The 25,688-nt window shown below is 38.3% G+C and carries 25 protein-coding genes; 19 read left to right on the top strand and 6 right to left on the bottom strand.

Translation table 11 applies throughout. The features are described 5' to 3' along the window. The first annotated feature begins 1,562 nt into the window (after positions 1–1,562). The 7 genes from rpmH (at position 1,563) to mnmG (ending at position 7,876) form a co-directional block, all read left to right on the top strand. Complete coding sequence (gene rpmH, locus VEIT17_RS09785) at positions 1,563–1,697, top strand: 50S ribosomal protein L34 (RefSeq protein ID WP_004692946.1); 135 nt, start codon at positions 1,563–1,565, stop codon at positions 1,695–1,697. Positions 1,698–1,776: 79 nt separating this feature from the next. Further along, on the top strand, positions 1,777–2,136 hold the full coding sequence (rnpA, locus tag VEIT17_RS09780) for a ribonuclease P protein component (protein ID WP_105089992.1): 360 nt from the start codon (positions 1,777–1,779) through the stop codon (positions 2,134–2,136). 50 nt (positions 2,137–2,186) lie between these two features. Continuing rightward, a complete protein-coding gene (gene yidD, locus VEIT17_RS09775) occupies positions 2,187–2,408 on the top strand; it encodes a membrane protein insertion efficiency factor YidD (protein WP_072270728.1) in 222 nt (73 codons plus the stop codon). 170 nt (positions 2,409–2,578) lie between these two features. Next, positions 2,579–3,247 carry a YidC/Oxa1 family membrane protein insertase gene (locus VEIT17_RS09770; RefSeq protein WP_178885961.1) on the top strand — a complete coding sequence of 223 codons (669 nt, stop codon included), beginning with the start codon at positions 2,579–2,581 and terminating at the stop codon, positions 3,245–3,247. Between the two features lie 8 nt (positions 3,248–3,255). Next, the gene (gene jag / locus VEIT17_RS09765) at positions 3,256–4,053 is read left to right on the top strand and encodes an RNA-binding cell elongation regulator Jag/EloR (protein WP_178885959.1); all 798 of its coding nucleotides are present in this window, start codon (positions 3,256–3,258) and stop codon (positions 4,051–4,053) included. 187 nt (positions 4,054–4,240) lie between these two features. Next, positions 4,241–5,626, top strand: a complete 1,386-nt coding sequence (gene mnmE, locus VEIT17_RS09760; protein ID WP_178885957.1) for a tRNA uridine-5-carboxymethylaminomethyl(34) synthesis GTPase MnmE — start codon at positions 4,241–4,243, stop codon at positions 5,624–5,626. Between the two features lie 378 nt (positions 5,627–6,004). After that, on the top strand, positions 6,005–7,876 hold the full coding sequence (gene mnmG, locus VEIT17_RS09755; protein ID WP_178885955.1) for a tRNA uridine-5-carboxymethylaminomethyl(34) synthesis enzyme MnmG: 1,872 nt from the start codon (positions 6,005–6,007) through the stop codon (positions 7,874–7,876). An 83-nt stretch (positions 7,877–7,959) separates the two neighbouring features. Here the strand turns inward: mnmG and vapC are convergent, their stop codons facing one another. Both vapC and vapB read right to left on the bottom strand, forming a co-directional pair. Beyond that, entirely contained in the window at positions 7,960–8,370 is a 411-nt protein-coding gene (vapC, locus tag VEIT17_RS09750; RefSeq protein ID WP_178885953.1) for a type II toxin-antitoxin system tRNA(fMet)-specific endonuclease VapC, read from the bottom strand. Beyond that, the gene (gene vapB, locus VEIT17_RS09745; RefSeq protein WP_178885951.1) at positions 8,367–8,597 is read right to left on the bottom strand and encodes a type II toxin-antitoxin system antitoxin VapB; all 231 of its coding nucleotides are present in this window, start codon (positions 8,595–8,597) and stop codon (positions 8,367–8,369) included. Before vapB ends, vapC begins: the two co-directional genes overlap by 4 nt. A gap of 679 nt (positions 8,598–9,276) precedes the next feature. Here vapB and rsmG point away from each other — a divergent pair. Together rsmG and tnpA are read left to right on the top strand one after the other, a co-directional pair. Then, complete coding sequence (rsmG, locus tag VEIT17_RS09740; RefSeq protein WP_178885949.1) at positions 9,277–10,029, top strand: 16S rRNA (guanine(527)-N(7))-methyltransferase RsmG; 753 nt, start codon at positions 9,277–9,279, stop codon at positions 10,027–10,029. A 237-nt stretch (positions 10,030–10,266) separates the two neighbouring features. After that, the gene (gene tnpA, locus VEIT17_RS09735) at positions 10,267–10,731 is read left to right on the top strand and encodes an IS200/IS605 family transposase (protein WP_038125930.1); all 465 of its coding nucleotides are present in this window, start codon (positions 10,267–10,269) and stop codon (positions 10,729–10,731) included. A gap of 173 nt (positions 10,732–10,904) precedes the next feature. On the opposite strand, the gene VEIT17_RS09730 is transcribed toward tnpA, so the two are convergent. The 3 genes from VEIT17_RS09730 to VEIT17_RS09720 form a co-directional block, all read right to left on the bottom strand. Continuing rightward, a complete protein-coding gene (locus tag VEIT17_RS09730) occupies positions 10,905–11,762 on the bottom strand; it encodes a methylenetetrahydrofolate reductase (RefSeq protein WP_082717874.1) in 858 nt (285 codons plus the stop codon). Positions 11,763–11,887: 125 nt separating this feature from the next. Then, a complete protein-coding gene (locus tag VEIT17_RS09725) occupies positions 11,888–14,323 on the bottom strand; it encodes a homocysteine S-methyltransferase family protein (RefSeq protein ID WP_178885947.1) in 2,436 nt (811 codons plus the stop codon). A gap of 49 nt (positions 14,324–14,372) precedes the next feature. Beyond that, a complete protein-coding gene (locus VEIT17_RS09720) occupies positions 14,373–15,140 on the bottom strand; it encodes a methionine synthase (RefSeq protein ID WP_178885945.1) in 768 nt (255 codons plus the stop codon). 952 nt (positions 15,141–16,092) lie between these two features. Here VEIT17_RS09720 and VEIT17_RS09715 point away from each other — a divergent pair. From VEIT17_RS09715 to VEIT17_RS09670, 10 genes are all read left to right on the top strand, one after another. Further along, positions 16,093–16,863, top strand: a complete 771-nt coding sequence (locus VEIT17_RS09715; RefSeq protein ID WP_178885943.1) for a ParA family protein — start codon at positions 16,093–16,095, stop codon at positions 16,861–16,863. 158 nt (positions 16,864–17,021) lie between these two features. Beyond that, the gene (locus VEIT17_RS09710) at positions 17,022–17,951 is read left to right on the top strand and encodes a ParB/RepB/Spo0J family partition protein (RefSeq protein ID WP_119207075.1); all 930 of its coding nucleotides are present in this window, start codon (positions 17,022–17,024) and stop codon (positions 17,949–17,951) included. A gap of 301 nt (positions 17,952–18,252) precedes the next feature. Then, positions 18,253–19,530, top strand: coding sequence for a [FeFe] hydrogenase H-cluster maturation GTPase HydF (gene hydF, locus VEIT17_RS09705; protein WP_060924857.1), 1,278 nt, complete (start codon positions 18,253–18,255; stop codon positions 19,528–19,530). 119 nt (positions 19,531–19,649) lie between these two features. After that, on the top strand, positions 19,650–20,171 hold the full coding sequence (locus VEIT17_RS09700; protein ID WP_060924856.1) for a DUF4446 family protein: 522 nt from the start codon (positions 19,650–19,652) through the stop codon (positions 20,169–20,171). A gap of 12 nt (positions 20,172–20,183) precedes the next feature. Beyond that, complete coding sequence (locus VEIT17_RS09695) at positions 20,184–21,137, top strand: M23 family metallopeptidase (protein ID WP_178885941.1); 954 nt, start codon at positions 20,184–20,186, stop codon at positions 21,135–21,137. 124 nt (positions 21,138–21,261) lie between these two features. After that, entirely contained in the window at positions 21,262–21,840 is a 579-nt protein-coding gene (locus VEIT17_RS09690) for a cob(I)yrinic acid a,c-diamide adenosyltransferase (protein ID WP_060924854.1), read from the top strand. Positions 21,841–21,869: 29 nt separating this feature from the next. Then, positions 21,870–23,009, top strand: a complete 1,140-nt coding sequence (locus tag VEIT17_RS09685) for a hypothetical protein (protein ID WP_178885939.1) — start codon at positions 21,870–21,872, stop codon at positions 23,007–23,009. 155 nt (positions 23,010–23,164) lie between these two features. Beyond that, positions 23,165–23,542, top strand: coding sequence for a GerW family sporulation protein (locus VEIT17_RS09680; RefSeq protein ID WP_005384862.1), 378 nt, complete (start codon positions 23,165–23,167; stop codon positions 23,540–23,542). 259 nt (positions 23,543–23,801) lie between these two features. Then, the gene (locus tag VEIT17_RS09675; RefSeq protein ID WP_060924853.1) at positions 23,802–24,260 is read left to right on the top strand and encodes an OmpH family outer membrane protein; all 459 of its coding nucleotides are present in this window, start codon (positions 23,802–23,804) and stop codon (positions 24,258–24,260) included. Between the two features lie 196 nt (positions 24,261–24,456). Continuing rightward, on the top strand, positions 24,457–24,978 hold the full coding sequence (locus VEIT17_RS09670) for a nitroreductase family protein (RefSeq protein ID WP_178885937.1): 522 nt from the start codon (positions 24,457–24,459) through the stop codon (positions 24,976–24,978). Between the two features lie 122 nt (positions 24,979–25,100). Here VEIT17_RS09670 and VEIT17_RS09665 read toward each other — a convergent pair whose 3' ends face one another. Then, positions 25,101–25,388, bottom strand: coding sequence for a cupin domain-containing protein (locus VEIT17_RS09665; protein WP_004694414.1), 288 nt, complete (start codon positions 25,386–25,388; stop codon positions 25,101–25,103). Between the last annotated feature and the right edge of the window lie 300 nt (positions 25,389–25,688).

Raw genomic sequence — 25,688 nt, 5'->3', positions numbered from 1 at the left:
GACGTGCCTCTTGTGTATAACTATTGCGATAAATGTGTATAACTTTAGGAATAATGTGTATAACTCTTGTGAAAGCTGTGGAAAAACCTGTTATTCCTGTGAATAACCTGTGCACAACCTGTGAATAAGTGAAAATAAAATTCTCTTCCAACCAGATAATAACTGACTTTATAGATTACACAGGTTAAAAGAGAAAAAATGTGGATAACCTTAAAAGTTATCCAACAAAAACTTATAAAAATATATACTTTTTCCTAATTTCAGTTATGATTGTACCAAAAAATCACTAGTTTGTCATTTATTCTGTGGATAACTTTTGATTATCTGAAGGAGAAATGTTAATAACTCAGTAATTATCTCATCTTTTGTTCATCAATTACTTTTGGGGGAGGACTGAAAACTACTTTTATCGAATTACAATTTGTATATGAACTATATTTAACTAAGTAACGATGAGTTATAAATCTAATTTTTATCCATCTATTTTTACATTTGTTTCTAGATTACTTTTAGGAAGGGATTGATACTAATTTTCTCGCTCCATTCTGACGCAAGTCGCTTAAAAATTAGTATCAATCCCCTTTCTAACAATAATAGATAACCATGTTAATAAATAATAATTGTGGAAAAGTAATCTAGAAACTATCCAATCATCGTTACTAAACAATAAACTTCTGTTCATAAAACAAATTGTAATTTTATATGGCGTAGAGGGAAAAGGGAGAAAACCACATCTATTCCTCCCCTCTTTCTAACTAGAGATCAAAAGGTAAATTTGTCTTATATAAAAAGATTAGAATGTGAGTTCTTGTGTTGTTATAAATTGATGTTACGTTTACATCGTGTAGTGGTGTGTAAGTTGACATTAGGATTTACTTAGGGAGGGAATATAGGGTCCTTTTGAGCGACTTTACGCGTCGTATGGAGCGATGAAAGAGCCCTCCTCCCCCTGGAAACGTAACATCATTCCCTATCTCCTTCCCAGAGGATAAAATGTAAAATTTGTTAAATCTTAGATCCGTATTCTGAAAGACTTTTATTGATTTGCTATAAAAACTGATACTACTTTTTATACTGGTGGTAGGTGTTATAGTAGTCATTAGAATATGTTGGGAGCAGGAATAGATGTGGATTTTTGACCGAAACGTGTCGTATGGAGGGAGAAAACCACATCTATTCCTCCCCTCTCTAACCAGAGATCAAAAGGTAAATTTGTCTTATATAAAAGATTAGAATGTGAGTTCTTGTATTGCTGTAAATTGATGTTACGTTTACATCGTGTAGTGGTGTGTAAGTTGACATTAGGATTTACTTAGGGAGGGAATATAGGGTCCTTTCGAGCGACTTTACGCGTCGTATGGAGCGATAAAGGAGCCCTATATTCCTCCCCTTGGAAACGTAACATCAATTATTGGATGAAATGTGTGATAGAATTATTATAGAAATACAAGAACTCACAAGCAGAATGCCTTTATTATATTGACAAATTTACGTTTTAACTCTATAATTACCCTGTTATGGTATAAGTAAAACAATACAAATGACGAGGAGGTGTTTTACTAATGAAACGTACTTACCAACCAAATACTCTTTGGAGAAAACGTACCCATGGTTTCCGTGAACGCATGAAAACTATCGGTGGCCGTCTCGTTTTAAAAAGAAGACGTGCAAAAGGCAGAAAACGCTTATCTGCATAATATAATAGCTGTTAGGCAGGAGAAAAAACTTGGCGCTGCTGCCAAGTTTTTCTATTCTTAGGACTTAAGGACAATGCATATGGATTATTGCCTCGATAAAGCAAGACGACTGACGCACAATAATGAATATCGCCTTGTGTATAAGCACGGAAAATACGAAGTAGGCCGTATGTGTGTACTCTATCGTATGCCCGTGGCGAAGCAATCTACGCGCATTGGTTTTGTAACCGGCAAAAAGGTTGGTTGTGCTGTTGAGCGCAACCGAGCTAGACGGCTCATGAAAGAGGTGTATCGCCTCAATCAACATTCCATACGCGAAGGGTATCATATCGTAATTGTTGGACGTGGCCCTCTGAAAAACGCTACCTACGAAAAAGCGGAAAAGGAAATTTTGTATCTCTTGCGAAAAAGCAAATTGTTGATACAAAATGATAAATAGGACCACAAGTTAGAAGGCTTTGGTCCTTTTTTGTGTATATGGAGGTTTCCATGAAACGCTGTATAACTACGCTTTTACGACTTTTAATTAGGTTCTATCAGCTTGCCATATCTCCCTTAAAACCTGGATGTTGCCGTTATTATCCGACATGTTCCACATATACTTTGCAGGCCATCGAAAAATATGGTCCTTTGAAAGGTAGCTGGATGGGTTTAAAACGCATTCTTCGCTGCCATCCTTTCCACAAGGGTGGCTACGATCCAGTTCCTTAACCTACGAGGGTTTAGGCTGGTTTTGCGTTTTGTGAAAGCAACTTTCACAAAAAACATCTAGCACAGTTTTGGAAATACCTGAGCATCTGTATGGATGAAATTTAGACCATACCATAACGATATATAGATGCGCAAAGGACGGTTTCGGACTGTAAGAAAAAGGAGAAACAATGGAATTCTTAAGTAGTATATTCCACCCTATCGTTGAATTGATGACTACATTGGTAACCTATGCGTTCCAATTAACTCAAATGGTAGGCTATCCAAGCTACGGTGTGGCTATTATCCTTTTAACAATCGTTATTAAAGCGGTTTTGGCACCACTTACTGTAAAACAAATCAAATCCATGAAGGCTATGCAAGAGTTACAGCCTCACATGAAAGAATTGCAAGATAAATACAAAAACGATCCTGCAAAACTTCAAGCGGAAATGGGTGCATTGTACAAAGAAATGGGCGTTAACCCATTGGCTGGTTGTTTGCCTCTATTGGTGCAAATGCCATTCTTGATCGCTATCTTCTATGCTTTACAAGGCTATCCATACGATCAAAACTATGTACAATTCTTATGGCTTCCTAGTCTTGGCGAACCAGATCCAATGTACATCTTGCCAGTATTGAGTGCATTATCTACATGGATTATGTCCAAGCAAACTAGTAGCGGTGCAACTGGTGCTGCTGCGCAACAACAAAAGATTATGACAATCTTTATGCCTTTATTCATTGGTTACATCTCCCTTAACTTCCCATCTGGCTTAGTTATTTACTGGATCGTATCCAATGTATTCCAATTTGTGCAACAACATTTCATTTACAAAAGCTTAGAAGCTAAGAAATAGGAGACACTATGGAATTTATCGATGTATCTGCTAAAACCATTGAAGATGCCATTGCCAAAGGCGTAGCTCAATTGGCTGCAGAAGGCCAAGAATTGGTAGAAACTAAAGTCTTGGAACAACCTTCTAATGGTTTCTTGGGCATTGGTCGAAAACCAGCAGTTGTTCGTTTATTCTTCACAGCTATGGCAAAAACTGCTACTGTGGAAGAAGTAGCTAAAGCAGAAGAACAATCTGTAGCTGTTGCATCCGAGCCGGTAGCAACAAGTGAAACAGAAGTACAAGATACAGCAGTTGAAACTTCTGAAGGTGATGTTGTAGAAAAACCTTCTAAAAAGGAACTTTCAAAAGAAGATCAACAAGAAATTGCTGAAAAAGGTAAACAATTCCTCGATGATATGTTTACTCAAATGGGCCTCACTGTAGTTATCGAAAAAATGATGACTAAAGATAAGATTACATTCCAAGTACACGGCGAAGATTTAGGTATTTTGATCGGTAAACATGGTCAAACATTGGATGCTATTCAATACTTAACAAATCTCGTGGCACACAAGGATGTATCTGGCCACTGCCACATCGTTGTAGATGTGGAAAATTACCGTTCTCGTCGAGAAGAAACATTGGTGAATCTCGCGAAACGCTTGGCTTCTAAGGTGAAACGCAACCGTCAAAAGGTTTCCTTGGAACCGATGAATGCTTTTGAACGTAAAATCATTCACACTGCCCTTCAAGGGGATAAAAACGTTGTTACTAACAGTGAAGGGGACGAACCGTTCCGTCACGTTGTGATTATGTACAAAAAATAATATAGTGGTGCAGCTTTTAAGTGACTGATATTCTCGGTTGCTTGAGGGCTGCCCCCTTTATTCTTTAGGTTATGGTGAAAGCTAACCTAAGTTAATCTTCGCATGCAAAGATTAGTTTAGTTTAACTTTCACAGGCGAAGAACATATACAAAAGCAAATACTAGATAATCGAAATACGGAGATATGTATGTATATAGATGATACAATAGCGGCCATTGCGACGCCGCCCGGCATCGGCGGGGTTGGTATTATTCGGGTCAGCGGCAAGGATAGTTTTCCTATTGTAAATAGCCTGTTCAAGAGCGCTGGCACCGTTCCTTTGATGGACCGCCAAAACAGAACGATACAATACGGGACGATTGTGGACCCTGCAACGAACAAGACCATCGACGAGGTTCTTGTATTATTAATGAAAGGCCCTCATTCTTACACGGCAGAGGATGTGGTGGAAATTCAGTGTCACGGCGGTATTGTGCCGGTTCGACAAATTTTGAAATTGCTCGTAAATCACGATGTGCGTATGGCTGAAGCCGGCGAATTTACGAAGCGTGCCTTTATGAACGGACGTATCGACCTCACTCAAGCAGAGGCGATCATTGATATTATTGAAGCGAAAACGGAGGACTCCCTCTCTCTCGCTGTATCGCAGCTGGACGGTACAGTTTCGTCCTTTGTAAAAGATGTGCGTGAACAGCTCATCGCCATGATTGCTCATTTAGAGGTAACTATCGACTATCCAGAAGAGGATATCGAGGACGTAACGAGCCAAGAGGTTCGCGAGCAGCTAGAGCCTATTTTGAAAGCTATGGACGATTTGTTGTCTACGGCGAACACAGGTCGCCTCATTCGCGACGGTATTACGACGGTTATTGTAGGCCGTCCAAATGCAGGTAAATCGAGCCTTATGAACGCTCTCTTGCGCGAAAACCGCGCTATTGTAACGGATATTCCTGGGACGACGCGGGATAGTATTGAAGAATATATGACCGTAGAAGGCATTTCTCTGCGCCTCATCGATACGGCAGGTATTCGCGATACTCAAGATACGGTAGAAGCCCTCGGCGTGGAGCGTGCTCGCGATTATATTAATAAAGCAGATATCGTGCTTTGTGTTATCGACGGGTCTACTCCATTAACCCCTGAAGAAATCGAAATTTTGACCTCTGTCAGCGGTTTGAATACCATCGTACTCCTCAATAAGTCCGACGTGGCACAAATCGTTACAGACGAAAATATTAAAGAACACGGGACTTTTACAGCTATTGAGCGCATTAGTGCTAAAGAAGGCGAAGGCTCTGCAGTTCTCTCTAAATGGGTACAAGAACTCGTCTACGGCGGTCGCGTTAAACAAGACAATAGCGCCATGATCAGTAACGTGCGCCACATCAGCCTCATGGAACAAGCGAAGACTCAAGTCGAACAAGCCCTCTCCTCCATCGACATGGGCATGCCAGTAGACTTTGTAGCTACCGACCTGCGTAGCGCCTGGGAACTACTAGGTGACATCACGGGCGACACCATTCGAGAAAGCATGATCGACGAACTATTCAGTCGTTTTTGTTTAGGGAAATAAAAGTAAAAGTAGGGTGTGAGCTAACAGAGGAGCGTTAGCGACGATGGGAGCCACACATCACTTTAGTCGGAGCGTGCAATTTTTCGAAGAAAAATGCCCAGCGAGCGACCTGTACTCAGGGTCAAATCCAAGCATCACTTTAAAATTTTCACAGTGAGGAACTGTGCTCTGGATTAAACCCACACATCACTTTGGTCGGAGCGTGCAATTTTCCGAAGGAAAATGCCCAGCGAGCGACCTGTACTCAGGGTCAAATTCAAGCATCACTTTAAAATTTTCACAGTAAGGAACTGGACCCTGAGATATTTTGCCTCGTAGTTTTGAATAAAATATACTTTCACAATAAGATAAGTAATAAATATAAGGAATTCAATTGATATGTACACAGTAGATAATTATGATGTCATCGTCATCGGTGGTGGTCATGCTGGTTGTGAGGCGGCTCTTGCCGCTGCCCGCATGGGTCATCGTACGTTGATGGCGACCATCAGTTTAGATAACATTGCGCTTATGCCATGTAATCCTGCCGTTGGAGGTCCTGGTAAAAGCCATCTTGTTTATGAACTTGACGCTTTAGGCGGTCAAATGGGTATTAACGCAGATGCTACGGCTATTCAAATGCGTATGCTCAACATGGGTAAAGGCCCTGCAGTGCATTCATTGCGCTGTCAATCTGATAAAATCAAATACCAACATTTGATGAAACAAACCATTGAAAATACAGAGAACCTCAATGTTAAGCAAATCATGGTAACGGAGCTTAAGGTTGAGGACGGCAAGGTAACAGGTATCGTTACAGAACTTGGCGAATTCTATGGTGCTAAGGCTGTTATTCTTTGTACAGGTACCTACTTGAAAGGTAAAATCCTCATCGGCGATATCGATTATGTAGGTGGCCCAAATGGTCAACGCGTAGCGGAACATTTCTCTCAATCATTGCTCGACAATGGCATTGAGTTGATGCGCTTCAAGACTGGTACGCCAGCCCGTGTAGATAAACGTACGCTTAACCTTGAAAATATGGAGGTTCAAGAAGGCGATACACATCATCACTCCTTCTCCTTTATGGATGAATGGATCAACCGCAATGAAGACGTATGTTGGTTGACCTATACTAACAAAGAAACGCACGAAATCATTACGAGCAATATTCACCGTGCCCCTATGTATAGCGGTAAAATCGAAGGTGTAGGCCCTCGTTACTGTCCTTCTATCGAAGATAAAGTAGTGCGCTTTGCCGATAAAGAACGCCATCAATTATTCGTAGAACCAGAAGGTACTAGTACAAACGAAATGTACGTGCAAGGCATGAGTACTTCCCTTCCTATGGACGTACAATATGCATTCCTTCGCACCATTCCAGGCCTTGAAAATGTAGAAATCATGCGCCCTGCGTATGCTATTGAATACGATTGCTTGAACCCAACGCAATTGACGCCAGCCCTTCAAGTAAAACATATTGAAGGCCTCTACTCTGCTGGTCAAGCTAATGGTACATCTGGCTATGAAGAAGCCGCTGCACAAGGCTTAATGGCTGGTATTAATGCTGCTTTATGGCTTGAAGGTAAAGAACCTTTTATCCTTGCTCGCTCCGAAGCATATATCGGTGTTCTCATCGATGATCTTGTAACAAAAGGTACGAATGAACCATACCGCATGATGACAAGTCGCAGTGAATATCGTTTATTGCTTCGCCAAGATAATGCAGACATGCGCCTTACTGAAAAAGGTCGTGCTATTGGTCTTGTAAAAGACGATCGTTGGGCTAAATTTACAGCAAAGAAAGCTGCTATTGACGAAGCAATGGATATGTTACGAAATACACCTGTAAATCCATCTAAAGAAACACAAGCTTTGCTTGAAAGTTTAGGTACAGCACCTATTAGAACAGGTATTCATGCTTATGATTTAGTAAAACGTAATGAACTTTCCTACGCTATCGTAGCCGATGCATTTGGATTAAAACGCTATACTCCTGACGTAGAAGAAGCTGTTGATATCTCCATTACGTATGAAGGTTATATCAAAAAGCAAATGGACCAAGTCGACAAGGTTCGTAAATTAGAAGAAAAAATTCTTCCAAAAGAATGGGATTATACAGAAATTAAGGGCATCTCCCTTGAAGCACAACAAAAGCTCAATAAAATCCGCCCTCACTCCATCGGCCAAGCAAGCCGTATCTCTGGCGTATCCCCGGCGGATGTATCTGTACTGTTGATCCAACTAGAACAATACAATCGAAGTAAATAATTGTGATAAGCAATCATATAATCGAAAAAGCTAGCTAATCGTTACGATTAACTAGCTTTTTTAGTAAATATTTATAGTTTTAATTAGCTTAATGGTTTAGACCAATCTTCAACTTCTAATTGATTTACTCTTTTAAACTCTTTTGTATTATTAGTAACAATGGTAAGACCCTTTGACTTTGCGTGGCTTGCAATGAGTAGATCCATAGGACCAATAACTTTTCCTTGTGATTGTAAATCGGCTTTTATTTTTCCATATTCCTCAGCAGCGTGGCTGTCAAAATCAACAATTTGGATAGGTGATAATAAAAGTGTTAAAGCTAATCTATTTTTATCTTTTGATTGACTTTTTTCTACACCATGCATTAACTCAGCATATGTAATTGATGATATACAGATATCTGAAGGATGATGCTTTAAAATTTTTTGTAGTACAACTTCTGGCTCTTGTTTGATAGCATAAATACATATATTAGTATCTAACATATACTTCATAAGGTTTCACGCTCCTGATGATCAATATCTTCCCGTCCGTTATACATAAAATCATCTGTAAATAATGATAAACCGGCTACAAATCCTGCCCACTCATCGTCTTTTGGCATAAGTAAAACTACATTTCCTATTTTGTTGATGATTACTTCATCACCATTAAACCGAAATTCTTTTGGTAATCGTACAGCCTGGCTGCGGCCATTTTCGAATAGCTTTGCTGTGGTCATACATATCACCTCCTTGTTAATAAAAGTATATACCTTGATATATATTTTAGCAAGGTATAATCTTGTATACATATTATAATAGGATTTTTCTGTATATTTATATGAATATTTATAAAACTCTTACTATTCTATGTATAAAATATGTACACCAGAGAAGTACATTGAGTGTACATTCAGAATAGACAAAATATTTTGTAAGTGAAGAAAAATTCATGGTGATAAATTAGAAATAAACTGTGAAATTTAGTTGTTGAAAAGATGAAGATGAAATTGAAAAAAGATGGACCGATTTCTCAATTAATTATTTTAAATGATAATGCAGGTATAAAATTTCTCCCCTACCCTATTTTGTGTTACGCAAGTCCTATATATTTATTTGTAAATGAGAATAAATTGAGAATATGCTATAATATAAAGAAAAATGACTTAAATATTTCGCTTATATAATCATTTTATTAGTTTTCGTATATAAACTTATATAAAATAGATTAAAAACGCCGTAGAATGCAAATTTTTGAGTTTTATAGGGTTTGAAATAAGAAATACTATTCTACTATCTTATATATTGTTGATTACCTGGATTTGTTTATATGATGTATCATATGACATGAGATTTTCTAACTATGTGTCGTTTACTTTTACAATCATATAAATATCTGATAATTTATTAGGAGTACTTATGAAAGAGAAATACGATGTGCCTATAGCACCTGAGTCTGAATTTGTTTCATACATGATGGAGCAAATGAGCCAATTTGGTTTGCCTTGTACGGAAGAGCAGGCGAAGGACTTTTATGTGTATTACGCGCGCATGATTGAAACAAATAAATATCTCAACCTCACCGGTATTACAGATATGAAAGAAGTTGTAGTGAAGCACATGATTGACTCCCTCTCTTGCTACGATCCAAATATTATTAAATCTGGCATGTCTATCATCGATGTTGGCACTGGTGCTGGTTTCCCTGGTATTCCGTTGGTAATCTACGACCGTAGCCTTAAGGTTACGCTGTTTGATTCTTTAAAAAAACGTCTTACCTTCCTTGAATCCATTATGGATGAGCTACAGTTGACGAACTGTACTACTTTACATGGCCGTGCAGAGGATCTTAGTCATCAAGATTACCGTGAAAGCTTCGATATCGCTACGAGTCGTGCAGTGGCACGTTTACCTATTCTCTTAGAATGGACTGTGCCATATGTTAAAGAAGGTGGCTACGTTATTGCCTTAAAAGGTGCTATCTACGAAGAAGAAGTGGGAGAATCCAATAAAGCCCTTAGCACATTAAAAGCAAAGATTGAAGAAGTACGTACTGTTACACTTCCAACCTTGGATGATAAACGAGCAATCCTGTACATTAAGAAAACAGGTAAAACACCTAAACAATACCCACGTAAACCAAAAGAAATTAAAGACAAGCCGTTAGTATAACTTATTAGTGCTATCTCGTAATAGCGGATAATAGAAAACAATTGATACCTATACAAAAGAGGATGCAAACCTAAGATTTGCATCCTCTTTCTCTTTGTACGCCGAATAGGCATGATTAAACCCCCAGTTAAACTGGGGGTCGATAAAAAATTCTTAGAGAAAAGGAAAGAACCTCCTAGTGATAGAATGAAGTTGGTCTGGCAACCACAACATTTCAACATAGGAGGTTCAATGTCAATGAATGACGTAAAAAGCTTATCACATAGTAAATGGAGATGCAAATATCATATTGTTTTTGCTCCAAAGTATAGAAGACAAATAATTTATGGTCGGATAAAAGCTGATGTAGGTAAAATTTTAAGAGATTTATGTAAGAGAAAGAATGTAGAGATTATAGAGGCGGAATGTTGTCCAGATCATATTCATATGCTAGTAACGATACCACCACATTTAAGCGTATCGAGTTTTATGGGATATTTAAAAAGCAAAAGTAGCCTCATGATATTCGATAAACACGCAAATTTAAAATATAAGTATGGAAATAGACATTTCTGGTGTAGAGGATATTATGTGGATACGGTAGGACGATATGAAGGAGCGATAAAAGAGTATATTCGCAATCAACTACAAGAGGATATAGCGCAAGATACATTAAACTTTAAAGAATACACCGACCCGTTTACGGGTGAGCCAGTAAAATAGGCAAAACAAAAGCCCCCGAGTAGGGGGCAGCCAGTGGTAATAGAGTGGTTGTCAGATCATTCAATGCCCTCTTTAGAGGGCCACCACTAGAGAAAGACCCTTATAGGGTCAGAGCAAACCACCCGTTCTACGGGTGGTTATGATTTCTTATCCTATGATAATCTTACAATGACCTATACGTGGTCAATGATATGTAATGTTGTATCAATATCGTTTAAAGGCATAATATGTACGCCTGCAGCGATTTTTTTGATTTGTTCCAAGGTTTCGATAGCGATTTCTGTACCCGCTTCTTTTCCGCCCTTTTCTACGCGGTCTAGGATTTCTTGTGTAAGGTTAATTCCAGGCACTTTTTCATGTAAATATGTAGCCATTTTGAAGCTTTTAAGTGGAATTAAACCAAGCATGATAGGCACATCAAATTCGGACATTTTGTCTATGTAACGTTTTGCTTGTTCTAAATCGTAAATTGGTTGTGTTTGTACGAAGTGCGCACCGTTTTTAATTTTAGCAGCTAATTTTTGACGTTCAATTTCTAAGTCTGGTGCACCAGGGTTGCCAGTAGCGCCGATGTAGAAGTTTGTAGGCTCATCTAAATCATTACCTGCCAAGTCCTTACCAGCATTTAATGTTTTAGCGATATTGAGCAAGCCCATGCAGTCTACTTCAAATACGGATTGTGCAAATGGGTGATCCCCATTATCTGGTTTGTCACCAGTAAGGGTTAAGATATTATTTACGCCCAGTGCTGCAGCGCCTAGTAATTCGGATTGTAAGCCGATGATGTTACGGTCACGGCATGTAAGGTGGAAGATAGTTTCAATGCCTTCGTTATGTTGTAACAAATAGGACAAGGAAATTGGGCTCATACGCATCTTAGACATAGGGCTGTCAGCGATGTTAATAGCATCTACTTTCCCTTTCAAACGCGATGCTTGGTCAAATACCTTTTGAGCAGAACTGCTCTTTGGTGGGTCTAATTCAACAGTGATGGTGAATTTCCCTTGTTGATGTTTCTCTCTTAATGTCATCATGTACCTCTTGATCTATACATATGGTGAAAGCTTATCTTGTTTAATCCTTTAAGTGGTTGTCACCATTAAAATAAGTTTTTAAGCTGAGCTTTCACCTTGTTTTGTGTCATGTAAATCAGAAATTATTTTTCTAATGTCTCAAAGTAATCATTTGCGTGGTTAACGGCAGCGATGCCGTCTTTAGCGTAGATATCTGCGCCCGCTTGATCTGCGTATTCTTGAGATACTACGGCACCACCAACCATGACCTTAGTATTAAGGCCTGCAGCGCGGATAGCTGCAACAGTATTATCGATTTGAGGCATTGTTGTAGTCATCAAGGAACAGATACCAACGAGAGCCGCCTTGTTGTCCTTAATAGCTTGAACGATGACTTCTGGATCAACGTCTTTACCGAGGTCAACGATTTTATAACCATTGTTTTCAAGTAAGGCCGCTACGATATTTTTACCTAAATCGTGGATGTCGCCTTTAACTGTTGCTACAACAACTGTGCCTTTATCTAAACTTTCACTAGCAGGAATGATTTCTTTAATCGTGTTGAAAGCAGCCTGCATTGTTTCAGCAGCAAGCATTACTTGTGGCAAGAATAATTTACCAGAACCGAACTTGTCCCCTACTACGTTCATCGCTTCAGAAAGACCTTTTTTAGTAAGGTCCAATGGATCAATGCCATCTGCTAAGGCTTTTTTAACAAGATCTATAATAGCCTCTTTTTCCCCTTGCTCTACGCAAGCACGGATATTAGCGAGTGGATCATTGCTGTCGAAAGATTTCTTTTCAGGACCTTTTGGAGCAGCGTTACCAGGAGCACTTGTTTCGTCTTCATAACCGTATTCTTTGATGAATTGAGTAGAACCTGGATCCCAACCTAATAATGTAGTGCTAGAAACAAACGCTTTTTTCGCTGGATAGTTTAGAGGGTTCATAATTGGTGTTGTTAAACCACAAGCCAAAGCCATTGTTAAGAATTGGCCGTTCAAGTAAGGGCGTTGTGGCATACCGAAGGAGATGTTAGACAAGCCCATTACTGTTGGGAAGCCAAATTTCTCTTTATATAACTGTAATGTACGCAATGTTTGGCGTGCACTATCTTCACCGCTAGCAAGTGTTAATACTAATGGATCAAGTAATAAGTCGTGTGGTTGAAGACCATAGCCATAGGCACGATTTACAATGCTTTCAGCTAAAGCAATGCGGTCTTCTGCTTTTTCAGGTAAGTCGCCACTGCAGATTGGCAAGCAAAGCAAAGCAGCACCATAACGTTTAGCCAATGGCATAACGTGTGTGATAGACTCCTCTTCCCCATTTACGGAGTTGATAAGAGCGCGACCTGGATAGTTTTTAAGCGCTACTTCCATAGCTGCTGGATCCAATGTATCGATGGATAATGGAGTTTCAACGAGCATGGATAATTCGAAAATCGCACGCTCCATCAATGGAGTTTGGTCCATGCCTGCTACGCCCATGTTTACGTCGAGGATGTCGGCACCTGCTTCTACTTGGTCTAACGCATCGCGTTTTACGCGGATGAAAGAGCCATCGCGTAATTCTTGAGCAAGCACTTTACGGCCTGTAGGATTGATACGTTCACCGATGATAAGCGGTTTTGTGTGATGACCTAATTCCAACAATTTAGTACGGCTTGTAATGATTGTTTTAGGTTCAATATGAGCACGTTCTTTAGGTGTATGTGCTTTTACAGCGTCGGAAATAGATTGGATATGAGCTGGTGTTGTACCACAGCAACCACCTACATAGCTTGCACCTGCATCTACGATTGGAAGCATCAATGGACCCATTTCTTCTGCTGTAAGTGGGAATACAGTTTGTTTATTGATTAATTGTGGCATGCCTGCATTTGGTTGGCAGCTAATTGGTAAGTTTGTAACGCTAGCGATTTCCTCAATGAGTGGTGTGATTTGTTCAGGTCCAAGAGAACAGTTGATACCGATTATATCAGCACCCATTGCTTCTACGATAGTAGTTGCAACTGCTGGCGGTGTACCTGTAATAGTACGGCCGTCTTCACTGAAAGAAAACTGACAGATAATTTGTACATCTTCTTTTGTCTTCCCTGCTGCTTCACGAGCATCAAGAGATGCTAATAAAGCGGCACGCATTTCTTGTACGTCGATGATAGTTTCAATGATAATGAAATCTACACCACCTTCAATCAATGCATCTGCTTGTTCACGGTATGTGTCATAAATAGAGTCAAAGCTCATATTGCCTAATGGTTGCAAGAAACGACCTGTAGGACCCATAGAACCAGCCACTCGAGCAGATGGTTTAACCTCTGCAATAGCTTCTTTTGCAACTTTTACAGCTGCAATATTGATTTCTCTTACGCGATCTTGTAAGTCGTAATCTTCTAACTTAAGACCACAAGCACCGAATGTATTTGTAGTAATAACATCACTGCCATGTTGTAAGTATTGAGCGTGAATATTCTTTACTACTTCTGGTTTTTCTACGTTAAATAATTCTGGACAATAGCCCTCTTCCAAGCCTGCAGCTTGAAGCATTGTGCCCATAGCACCATCAAATATATACATAAATATCTTCCTTTATCATCCTAAATTTTGAAATGTTTCACGTGAAACATTATTCTGTTGGTTGGCCTTTCATAGCAATACCAGAGACTTCAGCTGTTGTTTTACTACGGCCCTCTTCTCCTTCGTTATTAGTGGTAACCGATGCCTTCTCTGGCAATTTACGAGATGCACAATCCTTTTGGGAACAAGATGTGCAACCACGCTTTGTATTAATATCTTGGTCAGCTGGCATTAAGCCAATAATAGCTGTTACAGATTTACGTGGGAACAATAAATAGTTCTCCGTTACTTGCAAACCAATCATCTCTGTTTTAATAATTTTAGCTAATTGAGGCTGAATTTCTAATGGCCAGTTACCGTAACCAGGACTAAAGCGCCATGTTGCTTTATAACCTTGTTTTTTAGCGATGGTATTGATAACTTCATTAACTTGATCAGCTACTTGTTCTACTGCTGTGGTAGCCGCTGCATCTAATAGTAATCCTACAGTATAATTACCTTGTTTAAAAAGTTGTTCACTGCGGATTTCTACATCTTCACCTACTGTCACGCCTAATACATAGACTTTTGTAGACTTTTCTAAGTGTTTTTCAATGATGGAACCTTCAATCTTAAGCGGTGGATTGCTCAAAATTGTCTTTGTTTCTGCATCATAATCATATTCTTGATATACACCTTTAGGTGTAGCTAATAACTGAATTTCTTTACATGCTTCGTCCACATATTGTTGTGGAAAATCCTCTGCATGACGAAGTCCTGCGTATCGTTTTACTTCTGCTTTATCGATGGCAGGAAGCATTCCGTTATAAATGGGCATGGAAACGCCTCCTTTTCAAAATAAAAAGCTCTGCGTATCCGTAGAGCGTGTACTTAATCATTAGTATATTGTTTATAGATTAGATTAATCTCAAGATTTATCTATTTTTACGCCTATAAATATAATTACTATCTATTTAATAGTATATAGATATCCATAATGCCTGTCAAAGCATATAGGGCCTGTATTCTCATATAATTTAATAGTGTATTGATATAACTTGAAGCTATATCAAATTGCATTTTAATCCTAAAAGTTATTAATGATAATATTATAGAGACTTTGCGCTGTTATATTTACTTAATAATCTTACTACTTTATATTAGATTGTTTCATGTGAAACAATTTAATCGTTTTGTTTGTAAATTTTACTCAGTATATTAAATTTTGTTTTGGTGTTGATTTTTAATTATTAGTTGAAACGTTTAATTAAATTTTGCGATCAGTTGTTTTGCTAACTTAGATATTTTTATTGGCTTATTTAATTTAATAAATTTAATTGCATTTTTTAGTTGTTTTTAAAGCAAAATATGCGTGAAAAAATTTTGTGTAATTTTAATTAGTTGGGATATATTTATATACCAAGCTTAATTTTTTAACATAATTTTTTTTGCTAGAATTATATACGGAGCAAGTTGTTAATTTTTGATTATACATAAATGTTTCACGTGAAACATTTATGTATATATTTAACTCAAAATCGTTTTAAAAAATTAAAAGTAAATTGTTTCACGTGAAACAATTAGGATTTTTATTAAGAATTTTGAAAATACAAAATGAGGTTAAATTATATTGTTTGCTAATATTTGATTATGTATATTATTAAATGATGTGTTTAATAGATAAAATTATAGATGTTTTTCGAGAATTTGATTTGTAATTACCGTAATTATCGTTGTTTTATGTTATAATTAAAAAGAAATATTTTGAACGAACATGTGAGGTGAATTAAGTGGGCAAAGTGATAGCTATTACTAATCAAAAAGGCGGTGTTGGTAAGACGACGACATCCGTGAATTTAAGCGCTTGTTTGGCTGATGCTGGTAAAAAAGTATTGCTTGTTGATTTAGATCCACAAGGTAATGCTAGCTCTGGTTTAGGTATTGAAAAAGATGATTTAGAACTCTGTGTACACGATGTTCTAATCGATGGTGAACTTATTGCTGATATTGTTCAGCCTACAATGCTTAAAAAGCTATTTGTAGCGCCTGCAACAATTCAATTAGCTGGTGCAGAAGTGGAACTTGTTTCAGTTGTTTCACGTGAAACAATGTTGAAAAAAGCATTGGCACCCGTACGTGACGAATATGATTTTATCATTATTGACTGTCCGCCATCCCTTGGTTTGCTAACATTAAATGCCTTTACAGCGGCAGATAGCGTACTAATTCCGATTCAAAGTGAATTCTACGCGTTAGAAGGGGTTAGTCAATTAGTAAAAACTATAACAATTGTGCAACAAACATCTAATAAAGACCTTGAAATTGAAGGCGTTTTGTTAACTATGTTTGATGGTCGTACAAATTTATCTATTCAAGTTGCCGATGAAGTGAAAAAATTCTTTGGCAATAAAGTATATAAGACTATTATTCCACGTAATGTACGTCTTAGCGAAGCTCCAAGTTATGGTGAACCTATTATCGTATATGATCCAAAATCTAAAGGGGCGGACGTATATACTAAACTAGCTAAAGAAGTGATTAAAGCTTCAAAAGTTAAATAAACAGTTCAATAGTTAAATAGATAGCTAATTGTTTAGTTGAATAGATAGCTCTTTGTTTAGTTAAATAGTTAAAATGACTAGACTAATACCTTGGCTATTAAATAATTGAGTGTTACAAATTGATATATAGTCACTATGTAAGGTGAGAGAGGTTAGTTATGCCTAGAGAAGTAAAAAGTAAGAAAAGTAAATCATCCGGCTTGGGGAAGGGCCTTGGAAATTTAATGAAGGTAGATACGGTAGAGTCTGTATTGCCTGAAAAGGAGATTCACGAACTACCAATCTCCGAGTTAGTTCCTAATGCAGATCAACCTCGTAAAAGTTTTGATGAAGATAGTTTGGCAACATTAGCTGAATCTATTAAAAATCTTGGTATTTTTCAACCAATTGTAGTACGTAAACAAAAGAATAAATACCAAATCGTAGCTGGTGAACGTCGTTACCGTGCTGCTATCATTGCAGGTCTTGAGACTGTACCAGTTATTGTAAAGAAATATAATACAGAAGAGATGACAGAAGTGGCCCTCGTTGAAAATCTACAACGTGAAGGCTTAGATCCAATTGAAGAAGCTTTGGCATACCAAGGTTTAATGGATACGTATAAACAAACTCAAGAAATGATTTCTGCTCGACTAGGTCGCAGTCGTTCTTATATTGCAAATATGGTTCGTTTGTTAAAACTATGTGATTCTGTACAAAAAGATCTCATCGAAGGTGACTTAACAGTGGGTCAAGCGCGTCCATTGTTGGCATTGCGTAGTGCAGCGCAACAAATTGAAGCTGCTGAACGTATTAAAGAGGGCGAGTTAAGTGCTCGTCAAGCAGAGGCTCTTGTGAAGTCTATGCAAAATAAGACACCTAAAGCAAAGGCTGCTAAGCCGCAAAGTACTGCAGAGGTACGTGCTCTTATGGACCGTTTAAAACTAAGCTTAGGATCTCCTGTAAATATTAAATTCCGTGCTGGTAAAAAGGTTCAAGGTAAGATTGAAATTGCCTTCTCCTCTGAAGCAGAATTAGAACGTCTCATTGCTTTTATGGATGGTCAAGATAATACAGACGATACTGAAACAGTAGAATTTAGAGTATAATTGATATACTTAAATTCGAATCGAATTATGTGAATTTAGTAATGACAAACCGATAACAATTCTGTATAATGTAAATACAATTTACAATCCACGGTAAAAGCGTAGTCTACGGACTGCGCTTTTACTGTATATAAGGTATTTTATTTAGTTATAATAATATTGTAAGATAACTTAGTAGAACATAATACATTATAATACATCATAATACATACTAATACGTACTAATACGTACTAATACATGTTGTAAGATGATTAACTATATTTTGTAATAAATATAAACGTTAAGTAACAAGGATAGACTATGGAACAAACACCTAAAGCAAACCGCGTGCATATCGGCTTTTTTGGTCGTTGTAACGCTGGTAAGTCTACATTGATTAATATGTTAACAGATCAGCCTGTATCCCTTGTATCTGAGGTGGCAGGAACAACGACAGACCCAGTGAGTAAATCCATGGAGATTTTGCCACTAGGACCTGTAGTAATTACCGATACAGCTGGTATAGACGATACAACTGAATTAGGTACATTGCGGATGGAGAAAACAGAAGAGGTTGTGAAAAAGATTAATCTCGCTGTTTATGTACTTCGTACCGATGAAGAACCAACTGCTGATGATATGCATTGGTTAGGGCTTTTAAAACAAAACAATGTGCCTATTGCATTATTTATAAATGAAATCAATGCAGAAATTGACCAAGAAAATGACAAAGAAAATGACAAAGAAAACAACATAGAAAATAAAACAGATGTATCTACTTATGTAGAAACTCATAAGGGATTATCTGAATTAGCTACTGTCATTGGTTCTGCTGATTTTACATCTAAAGCTAAACGTTTAGAATTACTTGATCTCTTGGGTGGGTTAACACCACTTGATGTAGAAGGAGATCAAACTCTATTACAAGGCCTAGTAGAAGAGGGAGATACCATAATTCTTGTATGTCCTATCGACAGTGCAGCGCCAAAGGGCCGCCTTATTTTGCCACAAGTTCAAACTATTCGTGAAATATTGGATTATAAAGGCTTAGCGTTAGTATGCCAAACAGAAGAATTGCCTGCTATGATTAATTCTCTTAAATATCCACCAAAGATGGTTATCTGTGACTCGCAAGCTTTTGATCGCGTCGATGAGTTAACACCTGATACAATTCCGTTGACATCATTCTCTATTTTGATGGCCCGTTTCAAGGGCAAATTACAAGATTTAGTAGCTGGTGTAGAAGCGATTAAGAATTTGAAAGCAGGCTCTAAGGTGCTTATCAGTGAAGGTTGTACACATCGCCGCCAATGTGATGATATTGGTACTGTAAAGATTCCTAATCTTCTTAAGAAGCAAGGTCATACAGATTTACAGCTAGAATTTACTAGTGGGGGCGCCTTCCCAAAAGATGTATCCCAGTATGATTTAATCATTCATTGTGGTGCTTGTATGCTCACACGCCGCGAGGTGTTACGACGCATTGAATGTGCCGTTGTACAAGGCACACCAATCGTAAATTACGGTGTACTCATAGCGGCTCTACATGGTATACTAGAACGAGCGATAAGCCCATTTATTGACGAAATAAAAGGGTAGATATAATTAATCTATAATTACACATATTAAATTAAATTGTATACAGTCATTTAACTTTCACAATAAGAATGGTATAATTAAGTGTTGGAGTTTGAATGATTGTATAGGAAGGAATATACATGTTCGAATCGATTCAACCGTGGATTGGCATGGCGACCATTATCCTTGTAATAGCGTTGTTAGTGTATTGTGTAATCTTGCACATTCGCTTAGGGAGCCTTAAAAAGAAATATGATTTCTTTATGCAAGGGGACAATGGTGCGAGCCTAGAACGTAAATTATCTGTTGAGGTTAGCGAAATTCGCGATGCTGCAAAAGGTCTTGAGACTATGATGACCGAACAAGCGGCGATCCGCAATATTCAAAGCAATACGATACAAAAAATTGGCTTTGTTAAATATAATGCCTTTGAAAATATCGGTAATGATTTGTCTTTTGCGCTTACATTACTTGATGGCAATAATAACGGTATCTGTATCTCCAGTATTTACGGTCGTAGCGAATCCCGTATTTTTAGTAAACCTATTGTGAAAGGTAAAAGTCTCGTAAGTCTTTCACAAGAAGAATTAGAGAGTTTGAACGAAGCGTTGGGCGAGCGCACCAATGAGGAAGCGTTAACGAGCGCCATCGTTTCTAAATAAGGAAGGTTTGTATTGAAAGTACCGGCATTTATTTCAAACAAAGTTGAAAGAAATGGTGACAACTGCATATTGACATTAACAACCAAGCAAGCGAAGGTTGCAGCTATTGTAAGCTCTATTATAATTATCGCTGCATTGGTTCTCGGCATTTGGGGCATCGTGCGCCAAGCTGAGGTTGTGCAATTACGTCAACAGACACAATTACAATCTGAACAGCTAAAATTGTTACAACAAAAGACAGATGTTTTAGATAAGAAAATTCAAAACTTAAATCAAATTAGCGAAGAAAACAAGCAAATGCTGAAGGGCGCTGAATCTGGCACACCATCTCAAGGTGGCGGGGACGGTAGCGACCCAAAGCAGCCAGCCGCTGATGAAAGCGAAGTAAAGACGCTAAAAGCGGCACAATTATCAGCTCGTCTGTCCAAAATGGACAAGGACGCACAAAAATTGCTAGTTAGCTTCTATACAATGCGTAATATTCTTCGTGATGGTGGGGCGCAAGACCTTATGGCTATGCAATCCATTAACTTCTCTGCTGGTTCTGGTGGTGTTACGAATAACACTACACCAAGTATCTGGCCGAGCAAGGGTGTTATTACCTCTCCGTTTGGTAGCCGTGTGGACCCTGTAACGGGCGCTATTGGTGCATTCCACGAAGGGGTAGATATTGCGGATGACTATGGTACACCAATTGTGGCAACAGCTGCGGGCGTTGTAACCTTTGCAGGTTATACAGAAGGCGGTTATGGTAACCTCGTTGAAATCGATCACGGCAATGGCTTCGTAACGCGTTATGGCCATAATAGTGCTGTATTGGTAACTGTAGGTATGAGCGTAAAACAAGGTCAAACAATCGCCTTGATGGGCAGTACTGGTAAAAGTACAGGCGCTCACGTTCACTACGAGGTACGACTCAATGGATCTCCTACAGATCCTATGATCTTCTTACCAATTAGTAACTAAAATAAAACATAATTCATAGAAAAAAGAACTTGTTATGCGTGTAAATGCACTAATAGCAAGTTCTTTTTCTTTATTTTTGCATATATATATTGTAAAATAAAAGTATATGAACGGAGGTATATCTATGAAGGCCTATGTACAAGTTTATACCGGCGAAGGCAAGGGCAAAACGACCGCTGCTATCGGTCTAGCTATCCGTGCCATCGGTGCTGGCAAGAAAGTCCTCTTTTTGCAATTTATGAAATCTAAAGTATATAGTGAACATACTATTTTACCTACCTTACAGAATTTAACCTTAGAAACCGTGGGCAAACCATTCTTTATCATCAAAGAAGGGATGAAAAGCAAGGATGAACTCGCTAAATGGGGCGATGAAGTCGTTGTCTTTGAATCCGGTAATCCGCCAAAAGACTATGTAGCGCTCATTGAAAAAGGCTACGAACGCGCACTGGCTGCTATTAGCAGTGGGGAGTACGATCTCGTCGTTCTTGATGAATACAACATGGCGCTTTTCTTTGAACTTATTACATGGGATAAAACAAAGGCTTTGCTCGATGCTCGTCATCCAGAAACGGAACTCGTATTTACGGGCCGTGGGGCTCCTCAAGAATTAATCGACGAGGCAGACCTTGTAACGGAAATGAAAGAGGTTAAACATTACTACCTTCAAGGCGTAATGGCTCGAAAAGGTATTGAAAACTAATCATAGGTACACCTAAGGAGGTGATGTGGTTGAGTACAGTGGCTATTGTGGCCCTCGTTATTGTGGCCATCATTGCAGCACTCATCTTGATTATCCTACTGACACCAATCACATATAGCATCGAAATTAACGGACGCTCGCCATATCGAGGCGAGGTGCGCGTCAAATGGCTGTGGCGTGTATTTTCACTGCATCTAGCATATTTGCAGGACAAACCATTTTTTAAGGAATTATATATTTTGGGTATGCTCAAGATTGGTCCTGTGAAAGACTATGAAGAATGGCTTGAAAATCGCGTAGACGAAGAATACCAAAAAGTTGTGGACGAAGACGATGAAATGTCTCAAACAGAAGCTTTTGCGAAGGCGATGCAAGGGGGCGGACAAGGTCCTTCTGCAAGCTCTAGTGGTACTAGCTTTGAAGATTTGAAGAGCTCTCAACGTTCTGACATTACCTTTGATGATGAAGAATCACCGGGGGCTGGTAGATCTGAAAATCCAAATGAACGCATTGAACGTCCTGAACAAGCTTCTAAGGATATGGATGCACAGGCTCGAGCTGATCGGTATGACTCCATTCAGCAAGATCCAACATCCCATATAAAAAGCGATGACGAAACAGTGAGCCGCGTTACTTTCAACAGTGACGGTTCTATCAAGGAAAAGGTATTTACGAAGGTGAAAGACCTCAAAACGACGGTTAAACATCGTTTTGAAAAACCAGATCCAAACGATCCGGTAGCATCATTTAAGTCTAAAATTCCTACATTCTGGTTCATGAAACATGTACAAAATACAGAATTATGGCACCAGTTATTCCTTGTTTCGAAGCGATGCTATGACCACTCTAAACCACGCGATGTGGCCATAGAAGGTCGATTTGGTATTGGTGACCCATATCGTATGGGGATTATCGCATCTATGCTGTACAGCATTTGGCCTGAACAAGCTGAGAACATCGAGCTCGATTATGTAAATTGGGCCGGTGAAGGTAGTGGTCATATTAAAGGGCGCATTATTTTAGCTGTCATGGCTTGGCATGGTACAAGATTCTTGCTATCTAAACCAATGCGTTCCCTATTGGGTGAAAGCGCTCGCGTCTTCTGGGTTAAACGGAAGGAAGCTAAGCAGTTAGAAAAGCTGAAAGCCGAACAAGGTCAAACAGCGTAAGGATATATTAAGTCAACTAAGTAAATGAGCTGTGTTAAGACAATATATAAGGTCTACAAATACTGTATATATCATATAGAAGTAAATACATAGTATAAAAACCTGAGTATTGAACGTACAGCAATGATACTTTCACAAAAAGCGGAGGTACTGTGATGGAAAACAGTAATGTAAAAGAGAATTTGGAAGTCCTATTCGAGAAATTCAAAAATATGATTAAGGTGGAAACTGTAGTAGGCGAAGCTGTGCAAATCGGCGATACTACACTTGTTCCATTCGTAGACGTAACATTTGGTTTTGGTACTGGTACAAACCACAACACTGCTAACAAAAACCACGAATGTGGCGGCGGTGGTGGCGGTGCCAAAATGGAACCAAGCGCTATCCTCGTTATTAAAGGCGAACGCATTGAGTTGTTCAACATTAAAGGCAACCCTTACAGCAGCAGCTTCGATCGTCTGATCGGTTTGGTGCCTGACCTTGTGTCCAAATTGAAATCCGATAAATACATTTATTTGAACGATGAACAATAATTCGACGTCGAATTATAAATAATAGGTGAAAGCCGTAATACCCACATGTGTGCTCTGAATATGTCCGTAGCGACTGCTATTATAGCTTCAGAGTATACTTGTGGGTATTATTTTAACTTCTATAGACTTTCATAAGCATTTCATAGGGCTTTATTATGCTATGTAACATAGTCTTGTGAAAGTTAGCGAGATTTGTTATAGTAAAAATAGTACACTATTGGATTGTATAGTGACACTTTTATTTCGAGGAGGATTTCAGATGAAATTATCTAAAAAATTAACTACCCTAGCTATCGTTGGTGCTATGTCTGCTACTGCTGCAGTAGCAAGTGCTGCTAACATTGGCTTAGTAAATATGAGCCAAGTAGTAAATAGCTACCCTGGCTATGGTGCATTAGATATGAAAATGCAACAAGTAGACGCTCAATACCGTCCACAAATTGAGAAAAAAGTACAAGAAATTGAAAAAATTCAAGATCAAACTCAAGCAGAAGCTGAATTCAATAAATCCGTAGCTCCATTGCTTCAAAAAGAAAACGATGAAATCAACAAAATTGCTCAACCTATGATGCAAGCAATTCACAATGCAGTTGAAACTATTCGTGTTGAGAAAAAAATGGATGTAGTATTGGATGATCCATACACAATCCGTGCGGCTGACGCTAACAGCAAAATCGAAAACATTACTAACGAAGTAATTAGCCGTCTTAAAAAATAATACTGGCTAAAAAAATAATATGAAATGGCCCCTTGTCTGATTTCAGACAAGGGGCTTTTGGATTTAAAGGACTTTTATAGTAAGATAGAGAAATATATTAACAGAAATAGTCTGTATAGAGATAAGATATTGTAGGTTACATATAGGTGTTTTCTTTAAAATAGATTAGCTTATTTCAATTAAGGAGTGAGTTCTAATGAAAGATTTTAAAGCATTAGCCACAGAGCGGTATTCAGTACGAAAATTTGATACGAAGCCCGTTGAGCAAGAGAAGTTAGATATCTTGTTAGAGGCAGCGAGATTAGCACCTACAGCTCATAATTATCAGCCGCAACGCTTACTTGTGTTGAATACGACAGATAGTCTTAATAAACTAAAAGACTGCACTAATGGCCACTTCAATGCGCCATTGACAATTATTGTTTGTTACGATAATACAGTGAGTTGGAAGCGGGAATATGATGATGCGGATATGGGCGTTGTAGACGCTAGTATTGTAGGTTCTCACCTCATGTTTACCGTGGCGGATATAGGTTTAGGAACAACTTGGATTGCTCATTTTGATCCCCGTAAAGTACGAGCAGCCTATGCTTTGCCTGATAACATCATACCTGTAGCGATATTCCCAATCGGTTATCCTCATCCAGATTGCGTACCTGCTCCAGGCCATACAAAACGCTTTGATGTAAGTGACTTTACAATCTATAATTCCTTTTAATTTCTTTAAAATGTAAGCTCTATAAAATGTAAGCACTACAGAATTTAAGTAATACAAAAAGGGCGGTTAATCAATTACGATTAACCGCCTTTTCTAATAGTGTTTGTAGGTTCTGTTAGTATTTATTCAGGTTTGTGGATAAGGTTTACTACGAATTCGCTGTCTTCAACAAGTGTTGCTTGGATGTAGTTGTCGCCGTTGAATTCTAATACTTGGCCTGGTACAAGTACGTGTTCTTCAGTTTCGTTAAGGAATACTTGTACTTTACCTTTAACTACTGTAAAGATGACATTTGCTTCTGGGTGGTTATGTTTTTCTACCTTTTCACCAGCTTTGCCGCCTTTTTTTACGATTACATAGTTAGGACCTTGGAATAATAAACCTAATTCTTGATTAACTGTGCCTGCCATAATAGACCTCCTAATTCTAGCTTTTTATGTTTTGAAAGCTGACGCTATCACTTAATTAATTAATTTGTGTAATTACCTTATGTTTACATTATAAATGATATTGCTTATCAATGCTGTGCCTATAGCTACAGTTTTGAAAGAAATATATATTAAATATAGATTTAAAACGGGCGTAAAAACGAAGGTATTACAAATTGTTAATAAATTAGTGAACTCAGGTTTTTTAAGAAAACAAGGTATAGGACGTGGTACTACATATACTGTTAAGTAATTGTAGAATATAAATAATAAGATAAAAAG

The sequence above is a fragment of the Veillonella nakazawae genome (genome assembly GCF_013393365.1).
Lineage (GTDB): Bacteria > Bacillota > Negativicutes > Veillonellales > Veillonellaceae > Veillonella > Veillonella nakazawae.
This window is presented reverse-complemented; position numbering and strand designations above follow the sequence as displayed.